This window comes from Paraburkholderia youngii, assembly GCF_013366925.1.
Classification (GTDB): domain Bacteria; phylum Pseudomonadota; class Gammaproteobacteria; order Burkholderiales; family Burkholderiaceae; genus Paraburkholderia; species Paraburkholderia youngii.
This window is the reverse complement of the sequence record NZ_JAALDK010000002.1, coordinates 1,407,970-1,434,131: the sequence shown is the minus strand read 5'-3', so window position 1 is coordinate 1,434,131 and position 26,162 is coordinate 1,407,970. Positions and strand designations below refer to the sequence as shown.

At 61.6% G+C, this 26,162-nt stretch carries 23 protein-coding genes; 12 read left to right on the top strand and 11 right to left on the bottom strand.

Annotated elements, in window-relative coordinates:
- Positions 1–165: 165 nt before the first annotated feature.
- From G5S42_RS37890 to G5S42_RS37865, 6 genes are all read right to left on the bottom strand, one after another.
- Entirely contained in the window at positions 166–2,109 is a 1,944-nt protein-coding gene (locus tag G5S42_RS37890; protein ID WP_176111817.1) for a hypothetical protein, read from the bottom strand.
- Between the two features lie 77 nt (positions 2,110–2,186).
- Positions 2,187–2,537: a hypothetical protein gene (locus G5S42_RS37885; RefSeq protein ID WP_176111816.1), complete on the bottom strand. Its 351-nt coding sequence runs from the start codon at positions 2,535–2,537 to the stop codon at positions 2,187–2,189.
- Positions 2,538–2,540: 3 nt separating this feature from the next.
- Positions 2,541–3,101 carry a hypothetical protein gene (locus tag G5S42_RS37880; RefSeq protein ID WP_176111815.1) on the bottom strand — a complete coding sequence of 187 codons (561 nt, stop codon included), beginning with the start codon at positions 3,099–3,101 and terminating at the stop codon, positions 2,541–2,543.
- A 208-nt stretch (positions 3,102–3,309) separates the two neighbouring features.
- Positions 3,310–4,689, bottom strand: coding sequence for an HlyD family type I secretion periplasmic adaptor subunit (locus tag G5S42_RS37875; RefSeq protein WP_309235055.1), 1,380 nt, complete (start codon positions 4,687–4,689; stop codon positions 3,310–3,312).
- The gene (locus tag G5S42_RS37870; RefSeq protein ID WP_176111814.1) at positions 4,686–6,452 is read right to left on the bottom strand and encodes a type I secretion system permease/ATPase; all 1,767 of its coding nucleotides are present in this window, start codon (positions 6,450–6,452) and stop codon (positions 4,686–4,688) included. The genes G5S42_RS37875 and G5S42_RS37870 overlap by 4 nt, the downstream gene beginning before the upstream one ends.
- Positions 6,453–6,454: 2 nt before the next feature.
- Entirely contained in the window at positions 6,455–7,795 is a 1,341-nt protein-coding gene (locus tag G5S42_RS37865; protein ID WP_246392350.1) for a TolC family outer membrane protein, read from the bottom strand.
- A 361-nt stretch (positions 7,796–8,156) separates the two neighbouring features.
- On the opposite strand from G5S42_RS37865, the gene G5S42_RS37860 reads away from it, so the two are divergent.
- The 5 genes from G5S42_RS37860 (at position 8,157) to G5S42_RS37840 (ending at position 12,970) form a co-directional block, all read left to right on the top strand.
- A complete protein-coding gene (locus G5S42_RS37860; RefSeq protein WP_176110691.1) occupies positions 8,157–8,306 on the top strand; it encodes a hypothetical protein in 150 nt (49 codons plus the stop codon).
- A 68-nt stretch (positions 8,307–8,374) separates the two neighbouring features.
- Positions 8,375–10,252 carry an extracellular solute-binding protein gene (locus G5S42_RS37855; RefSeq protein ID WP_176111812.1) on the top strand — a complete coding sequence of 626 codons (1,878 nt, stop codon included), beginning with the start codon at positions 8,375–8,377 and terminating at the stop codon, positions 10,250–10,252.
- 16 nt (positions 10,253–10,268) lie between these two features.
- A complete protein-coding gene (locus G5S42_RS37850) occupies positions 10,269–10,478 on the top strand; it encodes a hypothetical protein (protein WP_176111811.1) in 210 nt (69 codons plus the stop codon).
- Positions 10,479–10,606: 128 nt separating this feature from the next.
- Complete coding sequence (locus G5S42_RS37845; RefSeq protein WP_176111810.1) at positions 10,607–12,502, top strand: FAD-binding monooxygenase; 1,896 nt, start codon at positions 10,607–10,609, stop codon at positions 12,500–12,502.
- 27 nt (positions 12,503–12,529) lie between these two features.
- Positions 12,530–12,970, top strand: coding sequence for a MarR family winged helix-turn-helix transcriptional regulator (locus G5S42_RS37840; protein ID WP_013094239.1), 441 nt, complete (start codon positions 12,530–12,532; stop codon positions 12,968–12,970).
- 40 nt (positions 12,971–13,010) lie between these two features.
- On the opposite strand, the gene G5S42_RS37835 is transcribed toward G5S42_RS37840, so the two are convergent.
- The 3 genes from G5S42_RS37835 to G5S42_RS37825 all read right to left on the bottom strand — a co-directional run bounded on the left by G5S42_RS37835 (position 13,011) and on the right by G5S42_RS37825 (position 15,267).
- Entirely contained in the window at positions 13,011–13,634 is a 624-nt protein-coding gene (locus tag G5S42_RS37835; RefSeq protein WP_176111809.1) for a c-type cytochrome, read from the bottom strand.
- A complete protein-coding gene (gene soxC / locus G5S42_RS37830; protein ID WP_176111808.1) occupies positions 13,627–14,916 on the bottom strand; it encodes a sulfite dehydrogenase in 1,290 nt (429 codons plus the stop codon). The genes G5S42_RS37835 and soxC overlap by 8 nt, the downstream gene beginning before the upstream one ends.
- A 150-nt stretch (positions 14,917–15,066) precedes the next feature.
- On the bottom strand, positions 15,067–15,267 hold the full coding sequence (locus G5S42_RS37825) for a hypothetical protein (RefSeq protein ID WP_176111807.1): 201 nt from the start codon (positions 15,265–15,267) through the stop codon (positions 15,067–15,069).
- Positions 15,268–15,499: 232 nt separating this feature from the next.
- On the opposite strand from G5S42_RS37825, the gene G5S42_RS37820 reads away from it, so the two are divergent.
- Both G5S42_RS37820 and G5S42_RS37815 read left to right on the top strand, forming a co-directional pair.
- The gene (locus tag G5S42_RS37820) at positions 15,500–16,327 is read left to right on the top strand and encodes a MetQ/NlpA family ABC transporter substrate-binding protein (RefSeq protein ID WP_176111806.1); all 828 of its coding nucleotides are present in this window, start codon (positions 15,500–15,502) and stop codon (positions 16,325–16,327) included.
- Positions 16,328–16,431: 104 nt separating this feature from the next.
- A complete protein-coding gene (locus tag G5S42_RS37815) occupies positions 16,432–17,397 on the top strand; it encodes a sulfonate ABC transporter substrate-binding protein (protein WP_176111805.1) in 966 nt (321 codons plus the stop codon).
- A gap of 32 nt (positions 17,398–17,429) precedes the next feature.
- On the opposite strand, the gene G5S42_RS37810 is transcribed toward G5S42_RS37815, so the two are convergent.
- A complete protein-coding gene (locus tag G5S42_RS37810) occupies positions 17,430–18,830 on the bottom strand; it encodes an MFS transporter (RefSeq protein WP_176111804.1) in 1,401 nt (466 codons plus the stop codon).
- Positions 18,831–19,070: 240 nt separating this feature from the next.
- On the opposite strand from G5S42_RS37810, the gene G5S42_RS37805 reads away from it, so the two are divergent.
- The 5 genes from G5S42_RS37805 to G5S42_RS37785 all read left to right on the top strand — a co-directional run bounded on the left by G5S42_RS37805 (position 19,071) and on the right by G5S42_RS37785 (position 23,628).
- Positions 19,071–19,619: a DUF488 domain-containing protein gene (locus G5S42_RS37805; RefSeq protein ID WP_176111803.1), complete on the top strand. Its 549-nt coding sequence runs from the start codon at positions 19,071–19,073 to the stop codon at positions 19,617–19,619.
- Positions 19,620–19,664: 45 nt separating this feature from the next.
- Positions 19,665–20,291, top strand: coding sequence for a uracil-DNA glycosylase family protein (locus G5S42_RS37800; RefSeq protein ID WP_176111802.1), 627 nt, complete (start codon positions 19,665–19,667; stop codon positions 20,289–20,291).
- Positions 20,292–20,678: 387 nt separating this feature from the next.
- Positions 20,679–21,788 (top strand): sugar ABC transporter substrate-binding protein, encoded by a 1,110-nt coding sequence (locus G5S42_RS37795; protein ID WP_176111801.1) that lies wholly within the window; start codon positions 20,679–20,681, stop codon positions 21,786–21,788.
- Positions 21,788–22,798 carry an ABC transporter permease gene (locus G5S42_RS37790; RefSeq protein ID WP_176111800.1) on the top strand — a complete coding sequence of 337 codons (1,011 nt, stop codon included), beginning with the start codon at positions 21,788–21,790 and terminating at the stop codon, positions 22,796–22,798. The genes G5S42_RS37795 and G5S42_RS37790 overlap by 1 nt, the downstream gene beginning before the upstream one ends.
- Positions 22,798–23,628, top strand: a complete 831-nt coding sequence (locus G5S42_RS37785) for an ATP-binding cassette domain-containing protein (protein ID WP_176111799.1) — start codon at positions 22,798–22,800, stop codon at positions 23,626–23,628. The genes G5S42_RS37790 and G5S42_RS37785 overlap by 1 nt, the downstream gene beginning before the upstream one ends.
- A gap of 15 nt (positions 23,629–23,643) precedes the next feature.
- On the opposite strand, the gene G5S42_RS37780 is transcribed toward G5S42_RS37785, so the two are convergent.
- Complete coding sequence (locus G5S42_RS37780) at positions 23,644–25,800, bottom strand: TonB-dependent siderophore receptor (protein ID WP_176111798.1); 2,157 nt, start codon at positions 25,798–25,800, stop codon at positions 23,644–23,646.
- Positions 25,801–26,162: the final 362 nt, after the last annotated feature.

Genomic DNA, 26,162 nt, shown 5'->3' with positions numbered 1-26,162 from the left:
AATCTGCGCCCCGCTCTCCAGGTAACCATCACAGTCGACGCGCGCTTGGGAGTGAGAAAACCCATCGTGTCATACGACGGGTTTCAGACTCACATCCCAGCTTTGTTCCTGCGCGATGATACTTCGGCCTTCATCGACGGCTGGTACCGGACTACTGCTGCCGCTTTAGATCTGGCCGCTGAACATCAGATTCCCGATCGGAAATGAACCACCATTGCCAGGGATGTAGATGCCGCCGTTCTGAAGCCATTGCCCGGATGACGAGTTTTCCGACTTTCCGATCGCATGGCCGGTCGCGTCGTACTGAGTTGACCAGTAGCTGCCGTCATTGTTATAGCTGTACTTGTAGAACCCCGTCAGATTCCCAAGTGCATTGAACGAGTCAAATTCTGTTTCCTGCAAGGCCGAGTTAAACAGATATGCGTCATAGCTATTGTCGGCGTGAAACTGAAACACGGTCCGGCTTCCATCAGCGTTGAAGTTGATCTGCTGCGTGATGTGACCGGACGAGTCCCACTGGAAGTCCTGGTACAGTCTGCCACTGTAATCGTACTTCGCGAGCTCCTGTTGCATTCCGTTCGCGCCATATAGCGTCGCCGTTTCCGAATTGTCGCCGTTGATCATATGGACAATGATGTTGCCGTTACTCAGGAAGTCATTTTCCTGCGTCAGATGGCCGTTCGTGAAAAACCGGTCCTGCGTCTTGGAGCCGTTGGCGGCGAACGTCGCGTACTCGGTGAGCTGGCCACTGGGGCCGAACAGGGAGACATTCTGCGTGCCGTCCACATGGAACTCATACTTGGTGGTGTTGCCACCCTCGACGAAGTCGTAACGCGTGGTCTCCGTCGCGTTCGTGAAATACCGGTCCTGTGTCTTGAAGCCGTTGGCGGCGAACGTCGCGTACTCGGTGAGCTGGCCGTTCGGGCCGAACAGGGAGACATTCTGCGTGCCGTCCACATGGAACTCGTACTTGGTGGTGTTGCCACCCTCGACGAAGTCGTAACGCGTGGTCTCCGTCGCGTTCGTGAAATACCGGTCCTGTGTCTTGAAGCCGTTGGCGGCGAACGTCGCGTACTCGGTGAGCTGGCCGTTCGGGCCGAACAGCGAGACATTCTGCGAGCCGTCCACATGGAACTCGTACTTGGTGGTGTTGCCACCCTCCACGAAGTCGTACCGCGTGGTCTCCGTCGCGTTCGTGAAATACCGGTCCTGTGTCTTGAAGCCGTTGGCGGCGAACGTCGCGTACTCGGTGAGCTGGCCGTTCGGGCCGAACAGGGAGACATTCTGCGTGCCGTCCACATGGAACTCGTACTTGGTGGTGTTGCCACCCTCCACGAAGTCGTAACGCGTGGTCTCCGTCGCGTTCGTGAAATACCGGTCCTGTGTCTTGAAGCCGTCGGCGGCGAACGTCGCGTACTCGGTGAGCTGGCCGTTCGGGCCGAACAGCGAGACATTCTGCGAGCCGTCCACATGGAACTCGTACTTGGTGGTGTTACCACCCTCCACGAAGTCGTACCGCGTGGTCTCCCTCCCGTTCGTGAAAAACAGGTCCTCTGTCTTGAAGCCGTTGACGGCGAACGTTGCGTATTCGGTCATCTGGTCGTTCGGATCAAAAACTCCTGCGACCTGAGTGCCATCCGAGTTAAAGACATGCACAACATAGCTGCTGTCCAGGTTGAAGTCGTACTGCTGCGTCTTATTACCGTTGCCATCGAAATAAATGTCCTGCAGCTTAAAATTCGATGCGGAAAACGACGTAAATTCTTCGATCTGACCACCAGCGCCGTACAGCGACGACGTATAGGCAAGGCTGGCATCGAATTTCACGATCTGCACTTGACCTGATGTCAGATCGCGCTCGATCGATTCAATAAGCCCTGTTGTTGCATTTGTTCTATATTCGATACTTGCCGCAGGCGAAACCGGAACGCCTGTTGAATGGGCGCCCCAAGCCGTGCCATAAAAAGCCTCGTAGGTCTGGCCGCTCACGCTGGTAGGTAATGATGCAAAATAACCGCCAGCGGGGTCTATCAGAAGATTCTTGATGACGTCACTGGATATACCGTTAGCTATACTTTGAGCGTACAACCCGTCCAGAACGGTAATCAACGCCGTACCTGCAGGCGATGAGGTCCCCCCGTTAACTGTGATGGATGGTCCACCCGCACTTCGGATTTCCTGATAAATTATAAAATTATTATAGACAGTTGTGCCTGTAGATCCAGATCACCCTTGTTATTGATGTAGTGCCCGAGCTCGTGCGCAAGTGTTCCGACAAAGAGTGTAGCGTCGAGCTGAGACGCGCTACTTCCACCGAACGTCCCGAATTGAATGTAATTGTTATTGGGGTCCCAATCAACGCCTTGCTTCGCGGGGTTGCTCACGATGGCGTTTACTTTGTGCGCCAGCACATCGGCATTGTATTGAAGAAGCTCGCTAACCAATGTCGGACTCATATTGATCAACTTGATGTCGTCGGCTGACAGCACGACGTTAGCGAACATCGCTTCTTGACCCGTTATAACTGCTTGACTCATTAATTAATCCCTGTTTGCGTTTTGCGACATTGAAATGGAAACCAAACACTTACTATTACTTACGTAATCAAAAGAAATCCTTATCCCCTTATCTTCTTGATAAAAAAAGCCAACCGAATTTGAATGCGGGTTGGGGTGTCGATGGGCAGTGTTACCGAACACCCCCTTGATCTGTTCTGTCTTAACGCACAAGGAGTCTCTGTTAATAAAAATTAGAAACTGCACTCGTGAAAAATCACGATCAGTGGGTTGAAAATAGCTATACGATAGATTCCCTCTTTCATACTCCGAGGGAATACTTGAAAATGTAAAATTGGTCGTATACCCCAGAAGCTTGTCATCGAGGGGGTTTATCGTCTTTTCTTCCGGGCGACGCACAATGCCGAGATGCAGCGCTTCCCCCAAAAACTTGTAGTCACTCAGATCACCATGATCCACAACGAGTTTTAACGATCTTGCGAACTCGCTTGACGAAAGCGGGATGCTCTGCCCTCGGTCTTCCGTTATACAGGCCGACAGAGATAGCGTCGCGAGCAAGAAAAATACGTTTATTTTTTTTGACATTACGAAAGTCCTCCAATTCATGACGAAAAGACTTCTATCGCAGCAGAGACCTGAGGGTATTCGGACTGCATCCTGCGGAATATGAGACACTCTGCGATGCCAGCATCGATTTCTTCCGTCATTGGAAAACACCCATAGAAGCCGGGAATGGTCCAGTCTTTTGGTGATTTCTGATGTGAAGTTCACGATCAGGAGTGGCGCATCGCGGTCAATCCCGCATGGATTTACGGATTCCATCCTTCATCGGCTCAAGCAGGTAATCCAGCGCCGAGCGCGCATACGTCTGAATGAATACCTCCGCGTGCAAACCGGGACCTAGTACGACTTCTTTTTTTGCAATGCTGTTTGCTTTCCGGAGTGCTGCAGGAGATACCTCAATGCGCGCGGTGTAGAAAGGCTGGCGGGTATCCTTGTCCACGAGCGTATCGGCAGCGATATAAATGACCTTGCCTTCAAGAATCGGCGTTATGCGTGAGTTATAGGCAGTGAGCCGCACGTCGGCCGCACTCTGCAGCGCAATCTCCCGGATGTGGTCCGGCTTGATTTTCGCTTCGATCACCAGTGGAGTATTTTCCGGGACGATATCGACGATCGACTCGCGCGGGCCAATTACAGCGCCGACCGTATGCACATTCAGCCCGACAATGACGCCCGCAACCGGCGCCGTAATCTGCGTACGCGTGCTCAGATCCTTCGCTGGACGGATCTCGTCGGCGAGTTGGAATGCCTTGCTGGTCGCTTCCTTCAGTTCGTCGCTGGCAGCTTTCGAATAATCGTTTTTCAGGCTGCTTATCTTCAGTTCGATGTCAGTCCGCTTCTGATTTGCGCGCACCAGTTCGGCCGAGCCCGAATGGACGCGGGAGAGCGACTCCGCCTCGGCACGTCGTAAGTCCACCACCTTCGTTTCGGCCACAAACCCTTCTTTCAGCAGTTGCTCGTTGGTGTGCAACTGCTGCTCTGAGAGCGCATGTCCACGACTTGCCGTAGTCACCACCTGCTGACTGAGTGCAATCTCCTGTCGGGTCTGTCCCAGTTCCATCTGCAGGAGGGACAACTGATCGAACAACGCCCGCTTGCGGGCGGTGAACAGCGCCATTTCATGCCGCAGCAATTCCGCCACACGCGCGTCGTCGCGCTGGTCCGTCAATCGTTCCGGGAAAACCGGGGCCTTTTTCAGGTCCCGCTCGGCGCTCAGGCGCGCGATCTTCGCTTCTTCGGCGTCGAGTTGGACCTCCAGGGCTGCTAGCGCAGCACCGGGTCGCACGTTGTCCAGAACAAGCAGGGTTTGTCCAGCTTTGACTGCATCACCGTCGTTGACCAGGATTTCTTTCACGATGCCACCTTCCTGATGCTGGACGGTCTTGCGCTCGCCGTCGGTCTGTACGACACCTTCGGCGATAACTGCGCCCGAGAGCGGTGCAAGTGCCGCCCAACCTCCTACCGCCGCAATGCCTAGTGCGATACCTAGGCATCCATTCACGATGAGCTTTCGTGGCAATGGCAGGCAGTCTGCCTGGTTGTCTTCAGTCGACTGTAACCATCGCTTTGTTTTTTTGACAGCATTTGCAACAAGGTTTGATGCTTTCACAACAGGGTTCTCACTGCGGGGTCCAAAGCTCTCGACATCGCAGGCGCGATGGATGAAGAACGGATTGCGGGTGTAGGCGGAACGGCAATTTCGTCAGCTGTGTTCTGACCGGTTTTCGTCGCGAACTCATTGCGTGTTCCGAAACGCTCGACCTGACCAGACCTCATCAATAGCACCCGGTCGGCAATCGCCATCAATGCTGGTCGATGCGTGACCGCGATGACCGTGACTCCGTCCGCCCTGATCTGCCTCAGGGCTGCATCGAGCGTTTCTTCGCCATCGCTGTCGAGATTGGCGTTTGGCTCATCCAGAAGCAGCAGCTTCGGGTCTCCGTATAACGCTCGCGCGAGTGAGATGCGCTGCCGTTGTCCACCAGAGAGCGTTTCGCCTGACTCCCCGATCTGCGTGTCGTAGCCGTTGGGCAGACCGAGAATCATCTCGTGCGCCCCCGCGCGCTTCGCTGCACGCACTATCGAATCGGAATCTAGCTGCAAAGGCCGTGCAGTTCTTCCAATATTCTCCGCGACCGTCCCGGCGAAAAGCTCGACATCCTGGGGCACGTATCCCAGGTACTGACCGAGTCTGTCTCGTGGCCACTGCGACACATCCGCGCCATCGAGCCGTACCGCCCCAACCTGAGGACGCCACAGGCCGGCAATTACCCGCAGGAGCGTCGATTTTCCCGACGCACTGGGACCGATGATCACCAGCGTCTCACCCGCACCGAGGGAGAACTGCACATCGCGCAATAGAAGCCGACCGGCCTGCCCTGGCACCCGGGACGGAACACTGAAGGTCACTCGCTCAACACACACAGCCCCAGCCGGGGCTGGCAATGCGATAGCGTCGTGTTCAGAGGAGGGTTTGAGAAGTTCATTGAGTCGCCCCCACGCCTGACGGAGTTCGCCGAATTGCTTCCAGCTTCCGATCATCTGTTCGATGGGCGCGAGCGCTTTGCCCAGCAGGATAGTGGTAGCGAGCATGACACCGGGCGTTGCGTGTTCGTTGATCACGAGCCATGCGCCAGCAGCCATCATGATGACCTGAATCGCCTGCCGCGAAACCTTCGTCACGTTCCTGTAGAACGCGCTGCTGTCTGCCACCTGCTGCTGTGCCTCGATGTATTCGCGCTTGCGGATATCCCAGGCGCGCACGATTTTTTCCGCCATGCCAAGCACCGTTACGACCTCAGCATTCCGGACAATCTGGCTGTAGGCGAGGTCGCATTCACGCTGCTTGTCCGTGTAAGTGCCGATGTTCTTCGCGATCACCCGGTCGTTGAGTAGGGCCAGTGCGAACAGTACGATTCCGCTGATCGCGGCGATCAGACACAGTACCCAATGAAACAGGCAGATGATGATCAGGTAGATGACGAGCCAGGGCGCATCAAGAAATGCAACAACCCCCGGCCCTGAGAGAAAGCCGCGCAATGTGTTGATGTCCGTCTGGGTCGCGACCGTGAACGACTGACGTTGGCGCGCGCTGGCATCAAGCCGCGCCAGCAGCGCGAGCCGGTCCAGCCGGGCGCAGAGTTGCAGGCCGAGATCCGCCAGAATGCGGCCGCGCACCACGTCGACCAGCAGCATCATGGCTAGCGTGATAGCCATAAAGGCCATCAGCATCAACAGCGTCTCAATGCTGCGGCTCGGCAGTACGCGGTCATAGACCTGCAGAAGATAGATCGTCGGGGTGAGCACCAGAAGATTCGAGATGACACCAAATCCACTCGCCAGAACCAGATGGCGCCTGATCAGCAGATACATTCTCACTCCCCAGCGTTTGAATTCTGTACAGGCCGTTCTGCATCGCTATTGCTCGCGAGCAACGCATTCAGGGATTCAATGTCTGTCCGCTCGAGACGCGCAGCACTTGCCTTGAGCCGCAGGCCCTGAACCAAAGTTTCCTGACGCGCTTTGGCGAGATCGCGCCGCGCGCTGTAAAGCTTGTCTTGGGCCGATAGCACGTCGGCGTTCACGCGGACGCCCACGCGGTAGCCGGTCTGGTTTGATCTGAGAGCAATGGCCGCGGACTTCACTGCGGTCTTCAGTGCATCGATCTTCGCCAGCCCCCGCGTCACGCCGAGCCAGGCCTCATGCGCTTCGAGTTCGGCGCTGCGCCGCGCATCGTCGAGATCGTGTTCGGCCTTCTCCCTCAGCGCAGCGGCCTCGCGCACCCGACTTCGGGTCATCAGTCCGTCAGTGAGCGGTATGGTGATCTGGATGCCAAGTGCACTCGATGTCCCGCGATTGCCGCCCGTATTGAAGTTCGATTGCCCATTGACGTATGCGGCATTGCCTTGATTCACGTTTCCGACGAGAGAAATGGACGGGTAGTCGCCCGCGCGTGCCTTCGAGCGCTCACGTTCGGCAATTTCGAGTGCAACCTGCCTCTGGCGGACATGATAATTAGCGTCAGCCGCGGCATCGATCCATGAATCGACATCGGGCGGATCAACAGGGGGAATATTAAAACCGTCCCGCATGCCATCAACCCGCGTGACAGGGCTTCCTACGATCTTCTGCAGGGCGGCATATTTTTCATCGAGCTGGCTGTGTGCGGCGATCTCGTCAGCCTGCGCAGAATCAAAACCGGCCTGTGCCTCATTGACGTCCACGACAGTAGCGTCACCCAGTGAAAACCGGTGCGTTGCAAGCGCCAGCTGTTCTGCAACGGCCTCCCTGTGTTTGCGGGACAGCTCGACATCGTCCTGCGCACCAAGGGCTGTGAAGTAGGCTTGTGAGACGCGCAAGAGCAGGTCCTGCTTTGCCTGCGCCAATGCCAGATTTGCTTCGATGACTGACAGCTTGCCCTGTTGATACGTTTCCCACGCATCCCATCTGAAAACCGGCTGAGTCAGGGAAAGCGTGAACCCGTTCGTTGAATAGCCCGGATAACTCATCCCGGGCACTCTCACGCCATTGCGATAGTTTGATTGCTGAAGAGTGACCCGAGGAAGAAGCCCGGCGCGCCCCTGAGGTTCCTTTTCGATCTCTGCATGCCAGGTAGCTTCCGCACTTTTGAGCTTTGCGTCGTTCGCCAAAGCGGAATCGGTGAGTGACGTAAGGTCTGCGGCACGACCGGCATTGAACACACAAACCAGAACCATAACTAATACTCGCCTCATTCGGCCGTACTCTCTTCTACCAATAAGCTTTCGGGCTGTCGAAGATATGCCAGAAAGCCCTTTGAGATTATTAGGTAGTGTCAATTGAATGCGAAATGACAACGGATTTCGAAAATCGGATAGGTCCGATGGACGATTTCACCGGTCAGTGCTTTGTCCATGACGCGTCCACGCGTCATGTGCTGCGCGAGGTGATCCGTGATTAACGTCCGCTATTCCGTCGGGTGAGCGTCTATCGTTCGCGACGACGCTGCCAACGGGTGTATCCAATCTCAGCGCCGGCCATGCCCAACCGCGCAGACCTCGCAGACCGACAGTCAAGTGAAGCGTTCAGGCATGGCTAATGCGGACGTATCGCGGCGGCGCGTTCATCGGCGAGCACGGCAGTTGGGACCGCTCGCCGTTGAGCGGTTACGTGGTCTCGTACGTGACGTTCGAGAACGGCAAGCCGGTCGGCGCGCCAAAGGATGTCGTGACGGGCGCGGGCGGCTGACGCGTGCAGCGCGATCGCCTGCCGTGTGGATACACTGGTGCGAATACCGCGACGGCGTGAGGAATTCCATGACGATCCCGACGAACCGCTCGTCCAACAGCTGGCGCTTGCTGCTCACGCTCGTGCTGAGCGGATCGGCGCTATGGAGTGCCGATCCCGCTTGCGCGGTGTACGCGATCGCGCAATACGGCGAGCCCAAATATCCCGCCGATTTCAAACACTTCGATTACGTCAATCCCGAGGCCCCCCGCGACGGCACGCTCGTGCTCGCGAATCCGAACCGGCTGACGAGCTTCGATAAATTCAACCCTTTTACGCTGCGAGGCAATCCCGCACCGGGACTGGGACTGATGTTCGAAAGCCTGACGACCGGCAGCGCCGACGAAGTGGCGAGCGCGTACTGCCTGCTCGCCGACGACATCGACGTCGCCAGGGACGGCCTGTCGACAACCTTCCACATCAATCCGAAAGCGCGCTTCTCGAACGGCGATCCGGTCACCGCAGCGGACGTCAAGTTCTCGTTCGACACGCTGAAAAGTCCGCAGGCGCTGCCGCAGTTCGCGGTGTACTTCGGGCAGATTGCGCGCGCGGTGGTGATCGATCGGCTCACGATTCGCTTCGATTTCAAGGTCGCGACACGCGAAATGCCGCTGCTCGCGGGCGGAATTCCGGTGTTTTCGCACAAGTGGGGCATGCGGCCGGACGGCACGCGCATTCCTTTCGACCAACTCGCGTTCGAGAAGCCGATCGCAAGCGGCGATTATCTGATCGAGCGATACGACAACGGCCGAACCATCAGCTACGAGCGCAACCCGAACTACTGGGGTGCGTCGCTGCCGGTCCGCGTGGGTACGCACAACTTCGCGCGCATCGACTACAAGCTGTATGCGGACGCGGTCGCGCAACTCGAAGCGTTCAAGGCGGGCGAGTACGACGTGCTCGTCGAACACACCGCTCAGAGCTGGGTACGGCGCGATATCGGCAAGCGCTTCGACAGCGGCGAGCTGATCAAGCGCGAGTTTCCTCATCACAACGGCGTGGGCATGCAGGGCTTTTTCATCAACCTGCGGCGGCCGCTCTTTCAGGACGTGCGCGTGCGCGAGGCGCTCGATCTCGCGTTCGACTTCGAGTGGCTCAACCGGCAGCTTTTCTACGATCAGTACAAGCGCACCGACAGCTTCTTCGTCAACACGGACCTGCAGGCCAGGGGCAAACCCAGCGAAGGCGAACTCGCGATTCTCGAGCCATTGCGCCAGGAACTCGATCCCGCCGTGTTCGGCGAGATGCCGCAACAGCCCAACACCGATCCACCGGGATCGCTGCGCGCCAACCTGATCAAGGCGCGCGAGCTGCTGGCCCAAGCGGGCTGGACGTATCGCGACGGCGCGCTGCGCAACGCGAACGGTCAGCCATTCGTCTTCGAGCTGCTCGGCGACACGGGCGGCGGCGTGTCGATGGAACCGGTCGCCGCTGCGTTCGGCCGCAATCTGCACAAGCTCGGCATCACGATGAACTTTCGCACCGCCGATTTCGCACTGATTCAAAAGCGCATCGACGCGTTCGACTTCGACATGACGACCGTGCGCCTGCCCGACGTGCAGGTGCCGGGCACCGAGCAGCTATCGCGTTTCGGCAGCCAGTACGCGGACGAGCCCGGCTCCGACAATCTCGCCGGCGTGAAGTCGCCGGCCATCGACGCGATCCTGCGCAAGGTGCTGGGCGCGCAAACGGATGAGCAGCTCGTCGATGCGACCCACGCGCTCGACCGGGTGTTGATGAACGGCTACTACGTGATCCCGCACTGGTATTCCGCGGTTCATCGCATCGCGTACCGAAACAGCCTCGCCTATCCGGCGATGCTGCCGCTTTACTTCTCCGCCGACGAATGGGTTCTGTCGACGTGGTGGCAGAAGGCGGCTGGACCGAATCTTGCACGCCCTCCATGAGTGGAGGACAACGATCATGAGCAGACTACTCTTTGCAATCACCGTATCGGTCGGCCTCGCGGGCTGCGTCGTCGCCCCGCCGCCGCCCAGCTATGGCTATGGGTATGAGCCAGCGCCCGCTTATGGCTATGCGCCCGGGTACTACGTCGCACCGCCGTCCGTGAGCCTCGGCATCGGCATTGGCGGCTACTGGGGTGGCCATGGAGGCCATTGGCACGGCCATTGAATCAGACGATCCAGGAGGGCTCTTCTAAACCAGGGTAAACATCCATCCTCGCACGAAGTACTTCAAAATGGTTGGGGTACGGAGTATATTCGCGTTCAGCAGATATTTACTGAACGGAGGAGGACGTCATGCAATTTCATCTCAACGGTTTCCGGGTCGGCGATCCGACAATCGAGCCAGCCATCGGCAACGCACATGCTGCGCAGATGCCGGAGAAGGTCGACGTGCTGATCGTCGGCAGCGGCCCTGCCGGAGTCGTGCTGGCCGCGCAACTGTCGCAATTCCCGTCGATCAACACGCGCATCGTCGAGCGTCGCGACGGACCGTTGCAGATGGGACAGGCCGATGGCGTAGCGTGCCGTACCGTCGAGATGTTCAATGCGTTCGGCCTCGCGGATCGCCTGCTGCAAGAAGCCTATTGGGTCAATGAAACGGTATTCTGGCGACCCGATGCAAATGACCGCGGCGCGATCAGTCGTACCGGCCGGGTTCAGGATACCGAAACGGGTCTTTCGGAATTTCCGCACGTCATCGTCAATCAGGCGCGTATTCAGGAGTATCTGCTTGACGTGATGCGTCGCTCCGCGCGCCGGATCGAACCGGACTACGGCCTCGAACTGGTCGACGTCCAGCGCGACGATACGAATGAATACCCGGTGCTGGTCACGCTGCGGCGCACCGATCCCGCACGGCTCGACGAGACCGTGACCGTGCGCGCGCGCTATGTCGTCGGTTGCGACGGCGCGCGCAGCCGGGTACGCACCGCCATCGGACAAACGCTGCGCGGTGACGCGGCCAACCATGCGTGGGGCGTGATGGATGCGCTGGCCGTTACCGACTTCCCGGACATCCGGCTGAAAGCGGCGATTCAATCCGCGAGCAAGGGCAACCTGCTGATCATTCCGCGCGAAGGCGGATATCTGGTTCGCTTCTATGTCGACCTCGGCGACGTCACCCCGGAGAATCGCGACAACCTCAAGCAGATCACGGTCGATCGCATCATCGAGACGGCGCAAAGCATCCTCCATCCCTATACGCTCGACGTCAAGGAAGTCGCGTGGTTCTCGGTCTACGAGGTCGGTCAGCGTCTCACCGACCGCTTCGACGACGCGATCGCCGCCGACGGCACTTCGCGCGAACCGCGCGTGTTCATCGCGGGCGACGCCTGCCATACGCATAGCGCCAAAGCGGGCCAAGGCATGAACGTGTCGATGCAGGACGGCTTCAATCTCGGCTGGAAGCTCGGCGCGGTGCTGGAAGGCCGTAGCGACGCCGATCTGCTGCGCACGTATTCGGACGAGCGCCAACCCATTGCGCAGGAGCTGATTGATTTCGACAAGGAATGGTCGGCCATGATGGCCGCTCCGCCGAAGGACCCCAACCGGCCCGAAGCAGGCGGTGTCGATCCCGCGGAGCTTCAGGCGTACTTCGTTCGCGCTGGCCGCTACACGGCAGGCGTCGCGACGCGTTACCGGCCGGCCACCCTGACCGGCGAAGCGACGCATCAGGCGCTCGCCAAAGGCTTTACGATCGGCACGCGCTTTCACTCCTCGCCTGTGGTTCGCCTCGCTGATGCAAAACCGTTCCATCTCGGGCATGCGGCGCAAGCCGACGGCCGTTGGCGTCTGTACGCTTTTGCGGACGCGTCGGGTCGTGCGCTGAATGCGTTGTGTGAGCATCTCGACAAATCGCCGGAATCCGTTTTGCGGCTCTTCACGCCGAAGGACGCCGACGTGGACAGCGTTCTCGATCTGCGCGCGGTATTGCAACAGCCGCATCGCGAAGTCCGCCTCCAGGACATCCCTGCTCTGCTGCTGCCGCGCAAGGGTCGCCACGGTCTGATCGACTACGAAAAGGCATTTACGTGCGACGCGACGACTGATATCTTCGACGAGCGCGGCATCGATCGCGAACAAGGTGCACTCGTGGTGGTACGTCCCGACCAATACGTGGCCCATGTTCTCCCATTGAATGCGTACGCGGAGTTGAACGCCTTCTTCCGGCCCATCTTTCGCGCGCGTTAAGCCATAACCAAATCCGACACTCCGAAATTGCCGATCAAACCTGAAGACGCCGGCGCGCTCCCAAAATTTACTGGCAGTCTGGTGCGCCGTGCCCAACAGCGCCATGCAGCGGTCTGGCTGAGCGAGGTTTCCGCGGAGATCACGAGCGTGCAGTACGCGGCGCTCGAGGTCTTGCACGAGACGCCTGGCGTCAGTCAGCGGCAACTCGGAGACAAGCTCGATGTGGATCGTTCGACGATCGCCGATCTCGTTGCACGCATGGTGCGCAATGGCCAGATCGAGCGCGCCGATGATCCTGTCGACAAGCGCAGTTATGTGCTGTATCTCACCGCTGCGGGTAAGAAGCAGCTTGCGGCCTTGCGTCCGCGCGTCGAGCAGGTCGAGCGCATTCTCACTGAACGGCTGACGGCAAGCGAATTGGCGCAGTTGCGCCGCTTGCTTGCGGCGCTGTTGCCGCCGCAGGCTTAATTCCCTTACTGCTCCAATAAGCCCGCCGGCCGAACGCCTGTCACAGCTTGCCCGGCCGAGGGTCGGGCACGAAGCCATCCCGGTTCGGCATGCGGATAGCGGCGAGCGAATGCGCGTCGAGACGCGCATCATCCGGCACGATGCCGTTGCGGTTCAAGATCCACGCGCTGAGGGCATACACCTCGTCCGCGCTCAGCGACTGCGGCGCGTTATACGGCATCGCCCGGTTTATATAGTCGAATAGCGTCGTCGCATACGGCCAGAAGCTGCCAACGGTGCGTTTCGGACTCGCGGTCGCGAGCGTGCCCGCCCCACCGATCAGCTGATCGCCGATCAGCCCCTCGCCTTTCGCGCCATGACAGGCCGCGCATTTCGCCGCGAAAATTCGGCCACCCGTTGCGACGTCGCCGCTGCCGTCGGGCAAGCCGTGGCCGTTCGGTGCGACATCGATATTCCATGCGCTCAGATCGGCTTCGCTGACAGGCTTGCCGATCGCGTCGACGGATGAACGCCAGCGCGCTTGAGCGGCGGCAGCGGACTGCGCGTCGCGCGTTGCATCGAATGAAGACGAACAGCCAGCGAGCAGACTGCTAGCCGTGACCCATGCCAGCAGAGCGCGCATCGTTTTCGATTTCGAAGCACCGAACCGCAGATGCTCACGCATTTTTAACGCTCCCATCGGCTTCGATGCGCCACTGCTGAATGCCGTTGTAGTGATAGTTCGAGTTCAGACCACGCGCCGCGACGAGCGCCTCGCGCGTCGGTTGAACGTAGCCGGTAGAATCCGTCGCGCGCGACAGAATGGCGGTCGGCGCACCGTTCCACACGAAGCCGGCCTGGAAGCGGGTCAACGCGCGATCGCGCGCGGGCTCGTCGAGCACTGCGGCCTGCCAGGTCGCTCCACTGTCGGTCGATACCTCGACCTTGCGAATCGCTCCCCGCCCCGACCACGCGAGCCCGACGATCGGATAGAAGCCCTGCGCGGTCAGACGCTGTCCGGCGGAAGGCCGCGTGATCACCGACTTCGCGTCCATCTCGAACACGAATTGACGCGCGCGGCCGTCGGGCAGGATGCCCGTGTATTTCGACGTCTCTTCGCGCGTCTGCAACGGCGCATCGACGACCTTCAGCCGCCGCAGCCATTTCACGTTGGTATTGCCCTCGAAGCCCGGCACCAACAGACGCAGCGGATAGCCGTTCTCCGGCCGCAGGCGTTCGCCGTTTTGCGCATAGACGACGAGCGCACGGTCGAGAATCCGGTCGAGCGGCAAACTGCGTGTCATCGCGGCGGCGTCCGCGCCTTCGGCGAGCAGCCATTGCGGCGTTGCGCCGTCGCTGGTCAGCGTGCGTCCACCGACGGCTTCGAGCAGCGTCGACAGCCTGACGCCGGTCCACTCGCAGCACGACAGCAGTCCATGCGTGATCTGCACAGGGAGCCCGCTCGGTCCTTTCCATTCGCTCGCCGTGTTGCCCGAACACTCGAGAAAATGAATGCGCGACTCCGAAGGCAAGCGCAGCAGATCGTCCATCGTGAAGAGCTTCGGCTCGCGCACGAGACCATGAATCACGAGTCGGTGCGTGTCTGGATCGATATCGGGCACCCCGGCATGATGCCGCTCATAGACGAGCCCATTCGGCGTGATCGAGCCATGCAGATCCGCGAGCGGCGTCAGCGACGATGCGGCGCCCGGCATCGGCCACGCCCGCGCGGCACGACGAATCACGTTCGACTCGCGAGGCGACGGCAGCCCGTACGGATGCTCGAGAATCGGCGCGCCGGGAGTTTGTGTCCACGGATCGACGCCCAGCGGCTTCAGCAGCGTCGCCGCCTTCAGGTTTGGCGCGGCCAACGCGGACAGCGCGAGACCACCCAACAGGCGCCGACGCGGCGACGCGGGTTTCGACGCATCATGCGCGTCGCTAGTAATACGTGGAGGTCGCGACATGCTCGTGCCGGCGAGGCGGCCTGGGTTGATCGACAAGCGCACGAGTATAGGTAGTGTGCGCGCCCCGATCAAAGCCGATTGCGACTAAGGTTATGACGGCCGGCGATATGCCGCGCGCGCACAAGCGCGCACAACTCACCGATGACACCGTCAATCCGGTGCGATTTCCGCGATCACGCTAAACGATTCGAGCGTATAGCCCATATTGAAGTATCCCGCGCGCGCGTAAGTCGCAATGCGCTCGAGTCGCTCGGGATCGTCGCGCGGCTGGTCGCGATGGACCCGCTGCCGCACGGCTTCGAAGGCAGCGGACACGGCCCGGCGATAGAACGATGCGAGATTCAATGACATCGTGCGCCCTCCTGCTGATGGCATGCATCGAATCTAGTCAGCAGCGCGTGCTTGTGCAAACAAGCATTTGTGCAATGCTTTGCGCCGCCGATGCAATGTCGGTCTGGCGGTGCCGACGAAACGGGTTGTCCGCTTACGCTCAACCGCGATAACGATAGCGCTCGATATTATTTGTGCGCTAACGAGCGCCTCTCTACGATCTCCGGACCTTCACTTCGATCGCATTCCAGACATGACCACGACCAAAGCACTCAGGGCCGCACTCCTCTCGGTTCTCGTTACATGCGGCATCGTCAGCGCGCAACCGGCGCTTGCGGCAGGACAAACCGTGCGAGTCGGCATCATGTCCGGCGAGGACGAAGACGTGTGGCGTGCGGTCGCCGCCAATGCGGCCAGGCAGGGCATCACCGTCAAGATCACGACCTTCTCCGACTATACGCAGCCGAACGAAGCGCTCGCCGAACACGACCTCGATGCGAACTCGTTCCAGCACAAGCCCTATCTCGATGCGCAGATCGCCGCGCGCCACTATCAGATCGTGCCCGTCGGCTATACCTACGTGCAGCCGATCGGTCTCTACTCGCGCAAGGTGAAATCGATCGCGGCGCTGCCGCAGAATGCGACGATCGGCGTGCCGAACGATCCGAGCAACGAAGGTCGCGCGCTGCTTCTGCTGCAGGCGAACGGGCTGATCAAGCTGCGCCCCGACGTCGGCCTGCTGCCGACCGCGCGCGACATCGCGGACAATCCGAAGCATATCCAGATCAAGGAGCTCGACGCGGGCATCGTCGGCCGTGCGATCGGCGACCTCGACGCCGCCGTCGTCAATACCGACTGGGCGATCAAGGCGGGCATCAAGATTCCGCAGGAACGCATCGCGCAGGAGAAGGTACCGGGCAATCCGTATCGCAACTTCATCGCGGTCAACGCGAAAGACGCGAACGCTGCGTGGGTGAAGACGATCGTCGACAGCTACCAGCAGGCCAACGTCGCCTCGGCGATCCTGACCGTCTATCACGGCGCCACGCTGCCCGCATGGGATGGCGCGCCCCAGCACTGATCCGACACGCGAATCACGCACGAATCACTCGCGACTCGAGCGGCGGCGCTTCGGCCGCCGCGCATCCTGCCTTCTTCATTGCCCTCCCGATCGTATTGCCCGTCATGTCAATTACCAGAACGCTTCACGACCGCCGCACCTTCCTGAAACTTTCGCTCGGCGCCGCGGCGGCCGCGGCAGCGCCGCTTTCGTTCGCGCAAGGCAATGCGCGTACGCTGCGCGTCGGCAACCAGAAGGGTTATCTGAATCTGCTGAAGGGCCGCGGTACGCTCGAGAAACGGCTCGCGCCGCTGAACGTATCCGTCACATGGACCGAGTTCGCGGCGGGCCCTGTGCAACTGGAAGCACTGAACGTCGGCTCGATCGATTTCGGCGACGTAGGCGAAGCACCGCCGATCTTCGCGCAGGCCGCCGGCGCACCGTTGGCCTATGTCGCGGCGACCGTCAAGCGGCCGCAGTCGGAAGCGGTGTTGGTACCGCCGCAATCGACGATCCGCTCGGTCGCGGACCTGAAGGGCAAGCGGATCGCGCTCAACAAAGGCAGCAATGTCCACTACTTTCTCGTCAAGCTGCTGAGTCAGCATGGCCTGCAATACGGCGACGTAAAGCTCGTGTTCCTCGCACCCGCCGATGCACGCGCGGCGTTCGAGCGCGGGTCGATCGACGCGTGGGTCATCTGGGATCCGTTCTTCGCCGCGGCGGAGCATTCGCTCGGCGCTCGCGTGATTGCCGATGCGAGCGGCGTAGTCGGCAATCGCGCGTTCTACTTCTCGTCGCAGAGTTATGCGGCGAACAATCCCGACGTGATCCGCATCGTGATCGAAGAGCTCGACAAGGTCGATGAGTGGGGCAAGCAGAACAAGGATCAGCTCGCGGCCGAACTCGCGCAGCTATGGGGTCTGCCCAAGCAGGTCGTAGACGCGGCGGTGCGGCGTCAGCAGTTCGGCACGCAGCCGATTACCCGCGCGATTCTCGGCGAGCAGCAACAGATCGCCGATACGTTCCTCGATCTCGGCCTGATTCCGAAGCACGTCGACGTGCTGAAGGCGGCGCCTTCGAATCTCGCGTAGACGCACCGGCGGCGCAACGACGCCGCCCCCCGTCAACGCTCGGAGACCGGCCGCGTTGGCGTAGCCTGTGATTCCTGCGGGGCGTCGCTGTACTCCGTCATGCGCCGCGCCGAACTCACGCCGGCCGCGACCAACGCGAGCGCCGCGCCGATGCCGGCAATCAGCGTCAGGTGCCGGCCGTGCACGAGCCCGAACACGATCGACACCACCACCGCGCCGCTCGACTGGCCGAGCAGACGTCCCATCGCTTGCAGGCCGGACGCGCCGCCGCTGCGATGCCGCGGCGCACTGCCGATGATTACGCGATTGTTCGGCGACTGAAAGATGCCGAAGCCGAGGCCGCAGACCGCGAGCCGCCACACGATGTCGAAACGCGTCGCCGTGTCGCCGAGCTGGCAGAGCATCGCGAGTCCGCAGCCGAACACGACGAGCCCGACGCTGCTGATGCGTCCCGGAGCCCACCGGTCGGACAGCCGGCCCGCAACCGGCGCGATCAACGCGGTCACGAGCGGCCACGGTGTCATCAGAAAGCCGGTTTGGGTTTCCGACAGCTTCAGCGTCTGCTCGAAATAGAACGGCAGCACGATGTACGCCATCGTCTGTGCCGCGAACGAGCAGATCGACGTCGCCATCGACAATGAAAACACCGGCATGCGCAGCAGGTCGATGGGCAGCATCGGCTTCGCGAGCCGGCTTTCTCGCCGCACGAACAGCACACCGGCCACCAGTGCGAGCGCGACCATCGCGGCGCCGCGCTGCGTCGCCCCCGGCTGCTTGAAAACGGCGAGACCCGAGATCAGCAGGCCGAAGGTGAGCGCGTTGAGCAGGACGCTCAGGCCGCTCAGGCGAGCGCCCGATTCCGGTGTCACCGGCAAAGTGCGCGCGCCGATCGACAGCGCCAGCACGCCGAGCGGCACGTTGACGAGGAACAGCCACTGCCAGTGCGCGACCGACAGAATCGCCGACGCGATGCTCGGCCCCGCCGCCGACGAAACGGCCACCACCAGCGACGATAAACCGACGCCGACGCCAAGCCGTGCCTTCGGAAAAACGAAGCGCACCAGCGCGATACTCACGCTCATGATGCCGCCCGCGCCGAAGCCCTGAAACACGCGCGCGACCGCCAGCACCAGCAGCGTGTGCGCATTCGCGCAGGCGAACGACGCCAGCGTGAAGAGCACGAGTCCGTAGCAGTAGACACGCTTGTAGCCGAGGCCGTCGCCGAGCACCGCGAGCGGCAGCAAGGACACCGTGACCGCCAGCTGATACGCGTTGACGACCCAGATCGCATTCGCCGGCGATACCGCCAGGTCGTTGCTGATGGTGGGCAGCGCGACGTTGACGATCGAGGTGTCGAGCACCGACATCGTCATCGCGATGGCGATCGCGAGGTACGCAAACGCGCGTTGGGGATTGGGCAGGCCGTCGGTCATGGTGCAAGCGGGTCGAAAGAAAATACCCGGGCGACGGCGTGCCGCGCGGCGGCCATCGCGGGTGCATTGTTGCAACTCTGACTCGCGGGAGCAAGATTGCACCGGATACCGGGATGATGGCCACCCGGCTCGTCAGGCATGGCACGTGCGGCGCCTGAATCGGGACGCAGTTGACCTTACTGCGCCAAAGGTTGTAACCGTGCAGGAATCGTCGCCGCGATCGACGTCGGCGAGGCACGCATGAAAACAAAGCGCCCTTTTTACACGATCGGCCATTCGACGCGTCCGTTGCAGGAATTCGTCGACTTGCTGAAAGGCGAGCAGATCGCCTTGCTGGTGGACGTGCGCAGCATCCCGCGCTCGCGGACCAACCCGCAGTTCAATCGGGACACGCTGCCCGCCTCGCTCGCAGCGGAGCATATCGACTACGTGCATCTCGCCGCACTCGGCGGACGCCGCAGCAGGCGCAAAGACGACGCGCCGTCGCCGAATGCGTACTGGACGCATCCGGCCTTTCGCAACTATGCCGACTATGCAATGAGCGACGCGTTCCGCGAGGGACTGGCGCAACTGCTGAGGCTCGGTCATCGGCAGCGCTGCGCGATCATGTGCTCGGAAGCGGTCTGGTGGCGTTGCCACCGGCGTATCATTACGGACTATCTGCTGATGCACGATGAAACCGTGCTGCACATCATGGACGCGCATCACACGAACGCCGCCACGCTGACGCCTGGCGCCGAGCCCCAGGCCGACGGCACGCTGATCTATCCGGCTCAGGCGCAGAACTGAGCCGACTCACGACACGACTGCACGCCAGTCACCCCGCACCGCTTTATGGCCGTTACCACCAAACGTACCTCGAAACACGACACGTCGCTCGACACGCTGCTTCACGATATCCGCGCCTGCACGCTGTGCGCACCCATGCTGCCGCACGCGCCCCGACCCGTGCTTGCGGCGTCCGCGAGCGCGCGTATTCTGGTCATCGGGCAAGCGCCGGGCGCGCGCGTGCATGCGTCCGGGGTGCCCTGGAGCGACGCGAGCGGCGCGCGCCTGCGCACATGGCTCGGCGTCGACGACACGACCTTCTACGACGCGTCCAGGTTCGCCATCGTGCCGATGGGCTTCTGTTTTCCGGGCCGCGGCGCGAGCGGCGACCTGCCGCCTCGTCCCGAGTGCGCGAGCCGCTGGCATGGCCAATTGCTCGCGCGGATGCGTTCGGTGAAATTGACGCTGCTGATCGGACAATACGCGCAGCGCTTTGGCCTCGGCGACGCGTTTGGCCCGACCTCGACCGATACGCTCGTCAGGTGGGCCGAGTTTGGACCCCATGTGATGCCGCTGCCGCATCCGTCGCCGCGCAATGTCGCGTGGTTCAAGCGCAATCCGTGGTTCGAAAGCGAAGTGTTGCCGACGTTGCGTGCGCATGTGGCGACGGTGTTGGCGGGCGAAACGCTTTGAGCGCCGCGCACCACGAAGCGGCGGCCGCGTCCGCGTCCTGTGTGCTGCGGTGCGCCACCCGGTGCCGCGCCGCGCTTTCGCCAGTCCGCCGACAGCGGCGCAGACCATCCATTGCACCCCGTCGGGCGCCACGATCCACACCTTCGTAACCCCGCCGTCCCACTCTTCGGAATGGTGCGGGTATACATGGATTAGGCGGTGCAACCGCACTGCACTAACATTTTTGCGGTACCGCACGGCGCGTATCGAGCGCCTCGAATCGGGGTTGCACGTCGCCACGCCAAAGTCTCGCGCTGCCCAGCGCACTCCCGGTGCCTTCCAGCATCTGCACACGATCGACGCAACGTCGAGCGCATCGACCAACGAAGAGAAGAATCGGAGGATGAGATGGCACAGCAACGGGATGACAACCAGCAACAAGGCAACAACTCTTTCAATCCGACTCGGCGCGGGCTGATGCAGGGCGCCGGACTCGGCGCGGCGCTTTCGCTGATGGGTGCGCTAGGCGGCGCGGGCGGGCTGATCGGCAGCGCGCAAGCAGCGGAGTCGGCGTTTCCGTCGCACAAGAAGTGGAAGATCGTGTTCGTCAATCACGTCACCACCAACCCGTTCTTCGTGCCGACGCAATACGGCATTCAGGATGCCTGCTCGCTGCTCAACATGGATTATCAGTGGACCGGCTCGGCCACCTCCGACGCCGGCGAAATGGTCCGCGCCGTGAATTCGGCGATCGCCGCGAAGGCCGACGCCATCGCGGTGCCGATCGTCGATCCGAGCGCTTTCGACAAGCCAATCCAGGCTGCGCTCGACGCCGGCATTCCGGTGTTCGCCTATAACGCCGACGCGCCGCGCGGCAAGAAGAATCCGCGCCTCGCGTATATCGGCCAGGACTTGTATCTGTCCGGCTACCAGATGGGCGAGCGCATCGTGAGCCTGATCGACAGCGGCATGGTCGCGCTGTTCATTGCGACGCCGGGGCAGCTCAACATCCAGCCGCGCATGGACGGGGCGAGCGACGCGATCAAGAAGTCCGGCAAGAAGATCGACATCCAGACCGTGGCCACGGGCGCGACCGTCAACGAGGAACTGTCGAAGATCAAGGCGTTCTATCTGGGACACCAGGACCTGAAGGGCATGTTCGCCGTGGATGCGGGCAGCACGCAGGGCGTCGCGCAGGTGATGAAGGAATCGAACCTGCCCGCGAAGGGCGTGCACGGCGGCGGCTTCGACCTGCTGCCGACCACGATCCAGCTGATCCACGAAGGCTACCTCGACTTCACCATCGATCAGCAGCCGTACGTTCAAGGTTTCTATACTGTGATGCAGGCGTTCGTGTTCCTCAGCTCGGGCGGCCTCGTGGGGCCGGCCGAAATCAACACCGGCCTGAAGTTCGTGACCAAGGAAAACGTCGAGCCGTACCTCAATACCTCGACGCGCTTCGAAGGCAAGACCGATAAGCAGCAAATCGTTCCGCGGTCCGGCGCAATCAAGTCCTGATGAATACAGTGAACGAAACCAGCAACACAGAAGCAGTCCGCGCGCCCCGGCGCGCGGGCGTTTCATTCGCGTCTCAATGGGCGGCCGAGCTGCGCATCCTGCTCGTGGCCGTGCTGCTGGCCGCCTACTTCGAATTCGCGAACCACGATTTCCTGCTCACCAACGCGAGCCTCGTCAACCTGTCGCAGTTCATCGCGCCGGTGGCGATCATCGCGTTCGGCGAAATCATGTTGATGATCGGCGGCGACATCGATCTGTCGGCGGGCATGGTGTTCGCGTTCGCGCCATTCATGATGGTGTTCGCGAATGACGCGGGCGCGCCGATGTGGCTCGCCGTGATCGCGGGGCTCGTGGCGGCGGGCGCGGTCGGCTTCGTGAACGGAGCGGTGACGGTGTGGCTGCGGCTGCCCTCGTTCGTCACGACGCTCGGTACGCTCTTTCTGATCAACGGCATCACGCTCACGATCTCGCGCGGCACGCCCGCCCCCACGCCCGGCTCGCCCGCGTTCGCCGCGGTCATGGGCGCGTGGGGCTACAGCGAGATCATCTGGACCCTCGTGATCGCGTTCGCGATGCACGTGCTGTTGCGGCATACACGCTGGGGCCTGCACACGCAGGCCGCGGGTGCGAATCCGCTCGGCGCGAGCGAGGCCGGCATTCATGTGAAGCGGCTGCGCCTCGGCAACTTCGTCCTCGCCGCGGTGCTGGCGGGCTTCACCGGCATGCTCGAAGCCTTTCGCATTACCTCGATCGACCCGCAGGCGGGCGGCAACCAGATCATGTTCCTTGCGGTGGCCGCCGCCGTGATCGGCGGCACCCCGCTGACGGGCGGCTCGGGCACCATCGTGGGCGGCCTCATCGGCGCGGCGGTACTCGGCATTCTCAACGACGGCTTTACGCTGATCGGCATCAACGCGTTTACGTTCAACATCATTCTTGGCGCCGCGATTCTGGCGGCGATGATCTTCAACATCCACGTTGGGCGCATTCGCCGCAAGGGTGGACGCTGATGGACCAATCGCAAACTTCCTCGGCGGGCGCGAACGCCACCTCCGCTGCGCTCGGCGGCGCGAACACGCCGCTCGCGTTGCAAGGCGACAACCTCGTCAAACGCTTCGGCGCGGTGACGGCGCTCGACGGCGTCTCGCTCACGCTCGGCAAGGGCGAGATACTCGGCATCCTCGGCGACAACGGCGCGGGCAAGTCCACGCTCGTGAAGATCCTCACGGGCTTTCATCAGCAAACGAGCGGCACGCTCCACATCGACGGCGAGGAGACGCTGTTGCGCTCGGTCGATCATGCGCGCTCGCTCGGCATCGAATGCGTGTATCAGGATCTCGCGCTCGCGAATTCGCTGAGCATCTACCACAACATGTTCCTGAATCGCGAAATCGTGCGGCGCGGGCCGTTCAGGCTGCTGGATCACAAGCAGATGCGCGAGCGCGCGGCGCAGTGTCTCGACGATATCGGCGTGCACGTGCCTTCGGTGGATTTGCCCGTGGAACGTCTGTCGGGCGGCCAGCGCCAGGCGATCGCCGTGGCGCGCGCGGTGCATTCGAACGCGAAGATCCTGTTGCTCGACGAGCCGCTCGCCGCGATGGGCGCGCGCGAGGCGGGGCTCATCATCGACCTGCTGATGCGCTTGAAGGAAAAAGGCGGCCTGTCGATCATCATGATCATGCACAACTATGCGCAGACGCTCGATATCGCGGATCGCATCATGTTGATGCAGCGAGGCCGCGTGACCTACGAGCAACAGAGCGCGCTGACTTCGGTGGCGGAACTGATGGACATCGTGCAGCGGGAATACCGGGCCATGCGCGCCGGCGGCGCGCAGTGAGCCCGTTGCTCGGAATCAGAAATCGATCTTCGCGTTCACGCTGACCATGCGCGGATCGCCCGGCGCGATGTAGTCCGTGTACTGGAACATCCAGTAGCGGCGATTCGTGATGTTGTCGATCGCCGCGCGCAGCGTCACGTCGTGCCCACCGATGCGCGTCAAATAGTTCGCGCCGACGTTCACGATCATGTAGCCGCCCGTCTGCAGGTCGCCGGCCGGCCGCACCTTCGTGCTGCTCGTGAACTTCGCGTCCGCGCCGACCTGCAAGCCCGGCACGGCGGGCACGTCATAGGTCACGCGGCCGGCGGTGACGAACAGCGGCGCTCCGGTCACCCGGTTGCCGCTAAAGGCCTGTCCCTTCGCGTACCAGGTGTCGAGCAGCATCAGGTTGCCGGTCACCTGCCAGTTGCGGCCGACGCGCACACTGCCGCCCGCTTCGAGACCCTGGTAGATCGAGTTGCCGTCCTGCACGTAGACATTCTGGCTGTTCGCGTACGCGGCCCCGCGTTCGATGCGGAACAGCGCGGCCGTCGCCGCCCAGCGCTCATGCTCGCTCTTGAAGCCGACCTCGTACTGACGTGAGCGCAGCGGACGCAGCAGCGCGCCGGCATTCGCGTAGATGTCGGCCACCATCGCGCCTTGCTCGAGCGACTCCACGTAGCTCGCGTAAAGCGTGGTGTGCGGCTCGAGCTTGTACATCAGCGCGACGGTCGGCGTCAGCACGCCATTCTGCCCGTACGAAGACGACAGCGAACCGTTGATGTTGTACGACTGCTGATCGTAGTTCGTGTAGCGCAGGCCCGCGAGCAGTGACCAGCGATCCGTCAGCTGGAGCGTGTCGCTCGCGAACAGCGCCTTCTGTGTGATCTCGTTGGCGCGATATTTGTCGAGCCCGGCGCCCGAATAAAAGCGCCACGGGTTTGGCTGATACAGGTTGCCGTTGCCAAGCGTGAAGTAATACGACACGGCGCTGTAGTCGTTCGTCTGGTACTGCCACGACGCGCCGAGCGCCAGTTGATGCGTGAAGATACCGGTCTTCACCGTGCCTTCAAATACGCCCTGCCAGTAGATGTCCTGGTGGCCTTCGTCGCCGTTCCAGCGGCTGTCGGTGTAATCGCCCGCCTGGTTCAGCAGCGTCAGCGTGCTTTCGTTGCGGTCGCGCGAGGACTTGCTGTAGCTCGCCGACGTGTTGAACGACCAGTTCGGCGTGATCTGATACCTGACGCCCGCCGTGTACAACTGCAGGTTCGTATTCAGATGCTGATCGGTGCCGCCGAGCAGGTTGGTGCCGCCGCTGATCGGCGCGGGCAGGCTCGTGCCCGTATATCTGCCCGTGTAGATCGCGGGCGTCTGGCCGCTCGAGCGGCTTTGCTGATAGATCGCGTCGAAGTAGACGTCGAGGTAGCGCGTGAGGCGGCCGTCGAGCGACACCGCCAGCGAATTGCGATTGATGTCACCCGCGTTGTAGGTCTTGCCGGCCTCGTGCGTGTAGTTGATGCGCGCGCCGAACCTGTCGTCCGGACCGAAGCGCCGGCTCAGATCGACGTGCTGGCTGAACACGCTGTCCATCCGGTAGCCGGCCGACACGCTCGTCACCGGCTGATCCGCCGGCGTCTTCGTCACGTAGTTGACGACCCCGCCCGGTTGCACGAAGCCGTACATGAAACCGCCAAGGCCCTTCAGCAGTTCGACGCGATCGAGGTTTTCATAAGGCATCGTGATGCCGTACGAGACGAACGGATTTCCGTTGATGCGAAAGCCGTTCTGCCAATCGATCGGCAGGCCGCGAATCGAGATGTACGTGGCCCACGCGCTGTACGCATTGGTGCTGTCGGTGACCGATGCATCGACCGCGAATACGTCGCCGAGCTTGTTGGCCTGACGGTCGGCGAGCTCCTCGCCAGTCACGACGGTGGTCGAGAACGGCGTGTCGAGTTGCGAACGGGTACCCAGCGCACCGACCGACACGGGCGTGCGCAAGTGCATCGGCGAATCCGTCTGGGCGGCCGCGTTGACGTTGACGGCCGGTAGCGCCTGCTCGCCGCCGCTAGCGGCCTGCGCCGTGGCAGCTGGGCTACTGGCTGGCGCCGCGGCTTCTTCCCCACCGGAGGCGCTTTGCGCGAAAGCGGATTGCGCGGCGCCGGCAAAGACCAGCCAAACCACGATCTGCATGTGACGATGGACTGCGAGCCTTGTTGGACGTGTGGTTTTTTGATTCTTCATGTCTACCAGCGAGCAAGCGCCTCGGTCTGTTGTAAATGCGATTCATTCGCATTCATGAGGCGCGATGGTAGCAAAGGCTTTTGCCTTTTGAAAGCATTACGGAGGGATTCGAATCGCTTTCGGTGGTGACGGCGCCACAGAAGTGGCGCCCCGCATGGGATGCGCGGCTCCAACGGGTGTGGGTCGGTGAAGCCCCACGGAAGGGAGGGTTTCTTTCTGGGAACCTATCGCAGTCGACGAGGCCGGCGAGCGTTCCGACGGAATCCGCTGCGCCGGCCGTGCACTGCTGGCGGCAATCGCTTCACCAACGG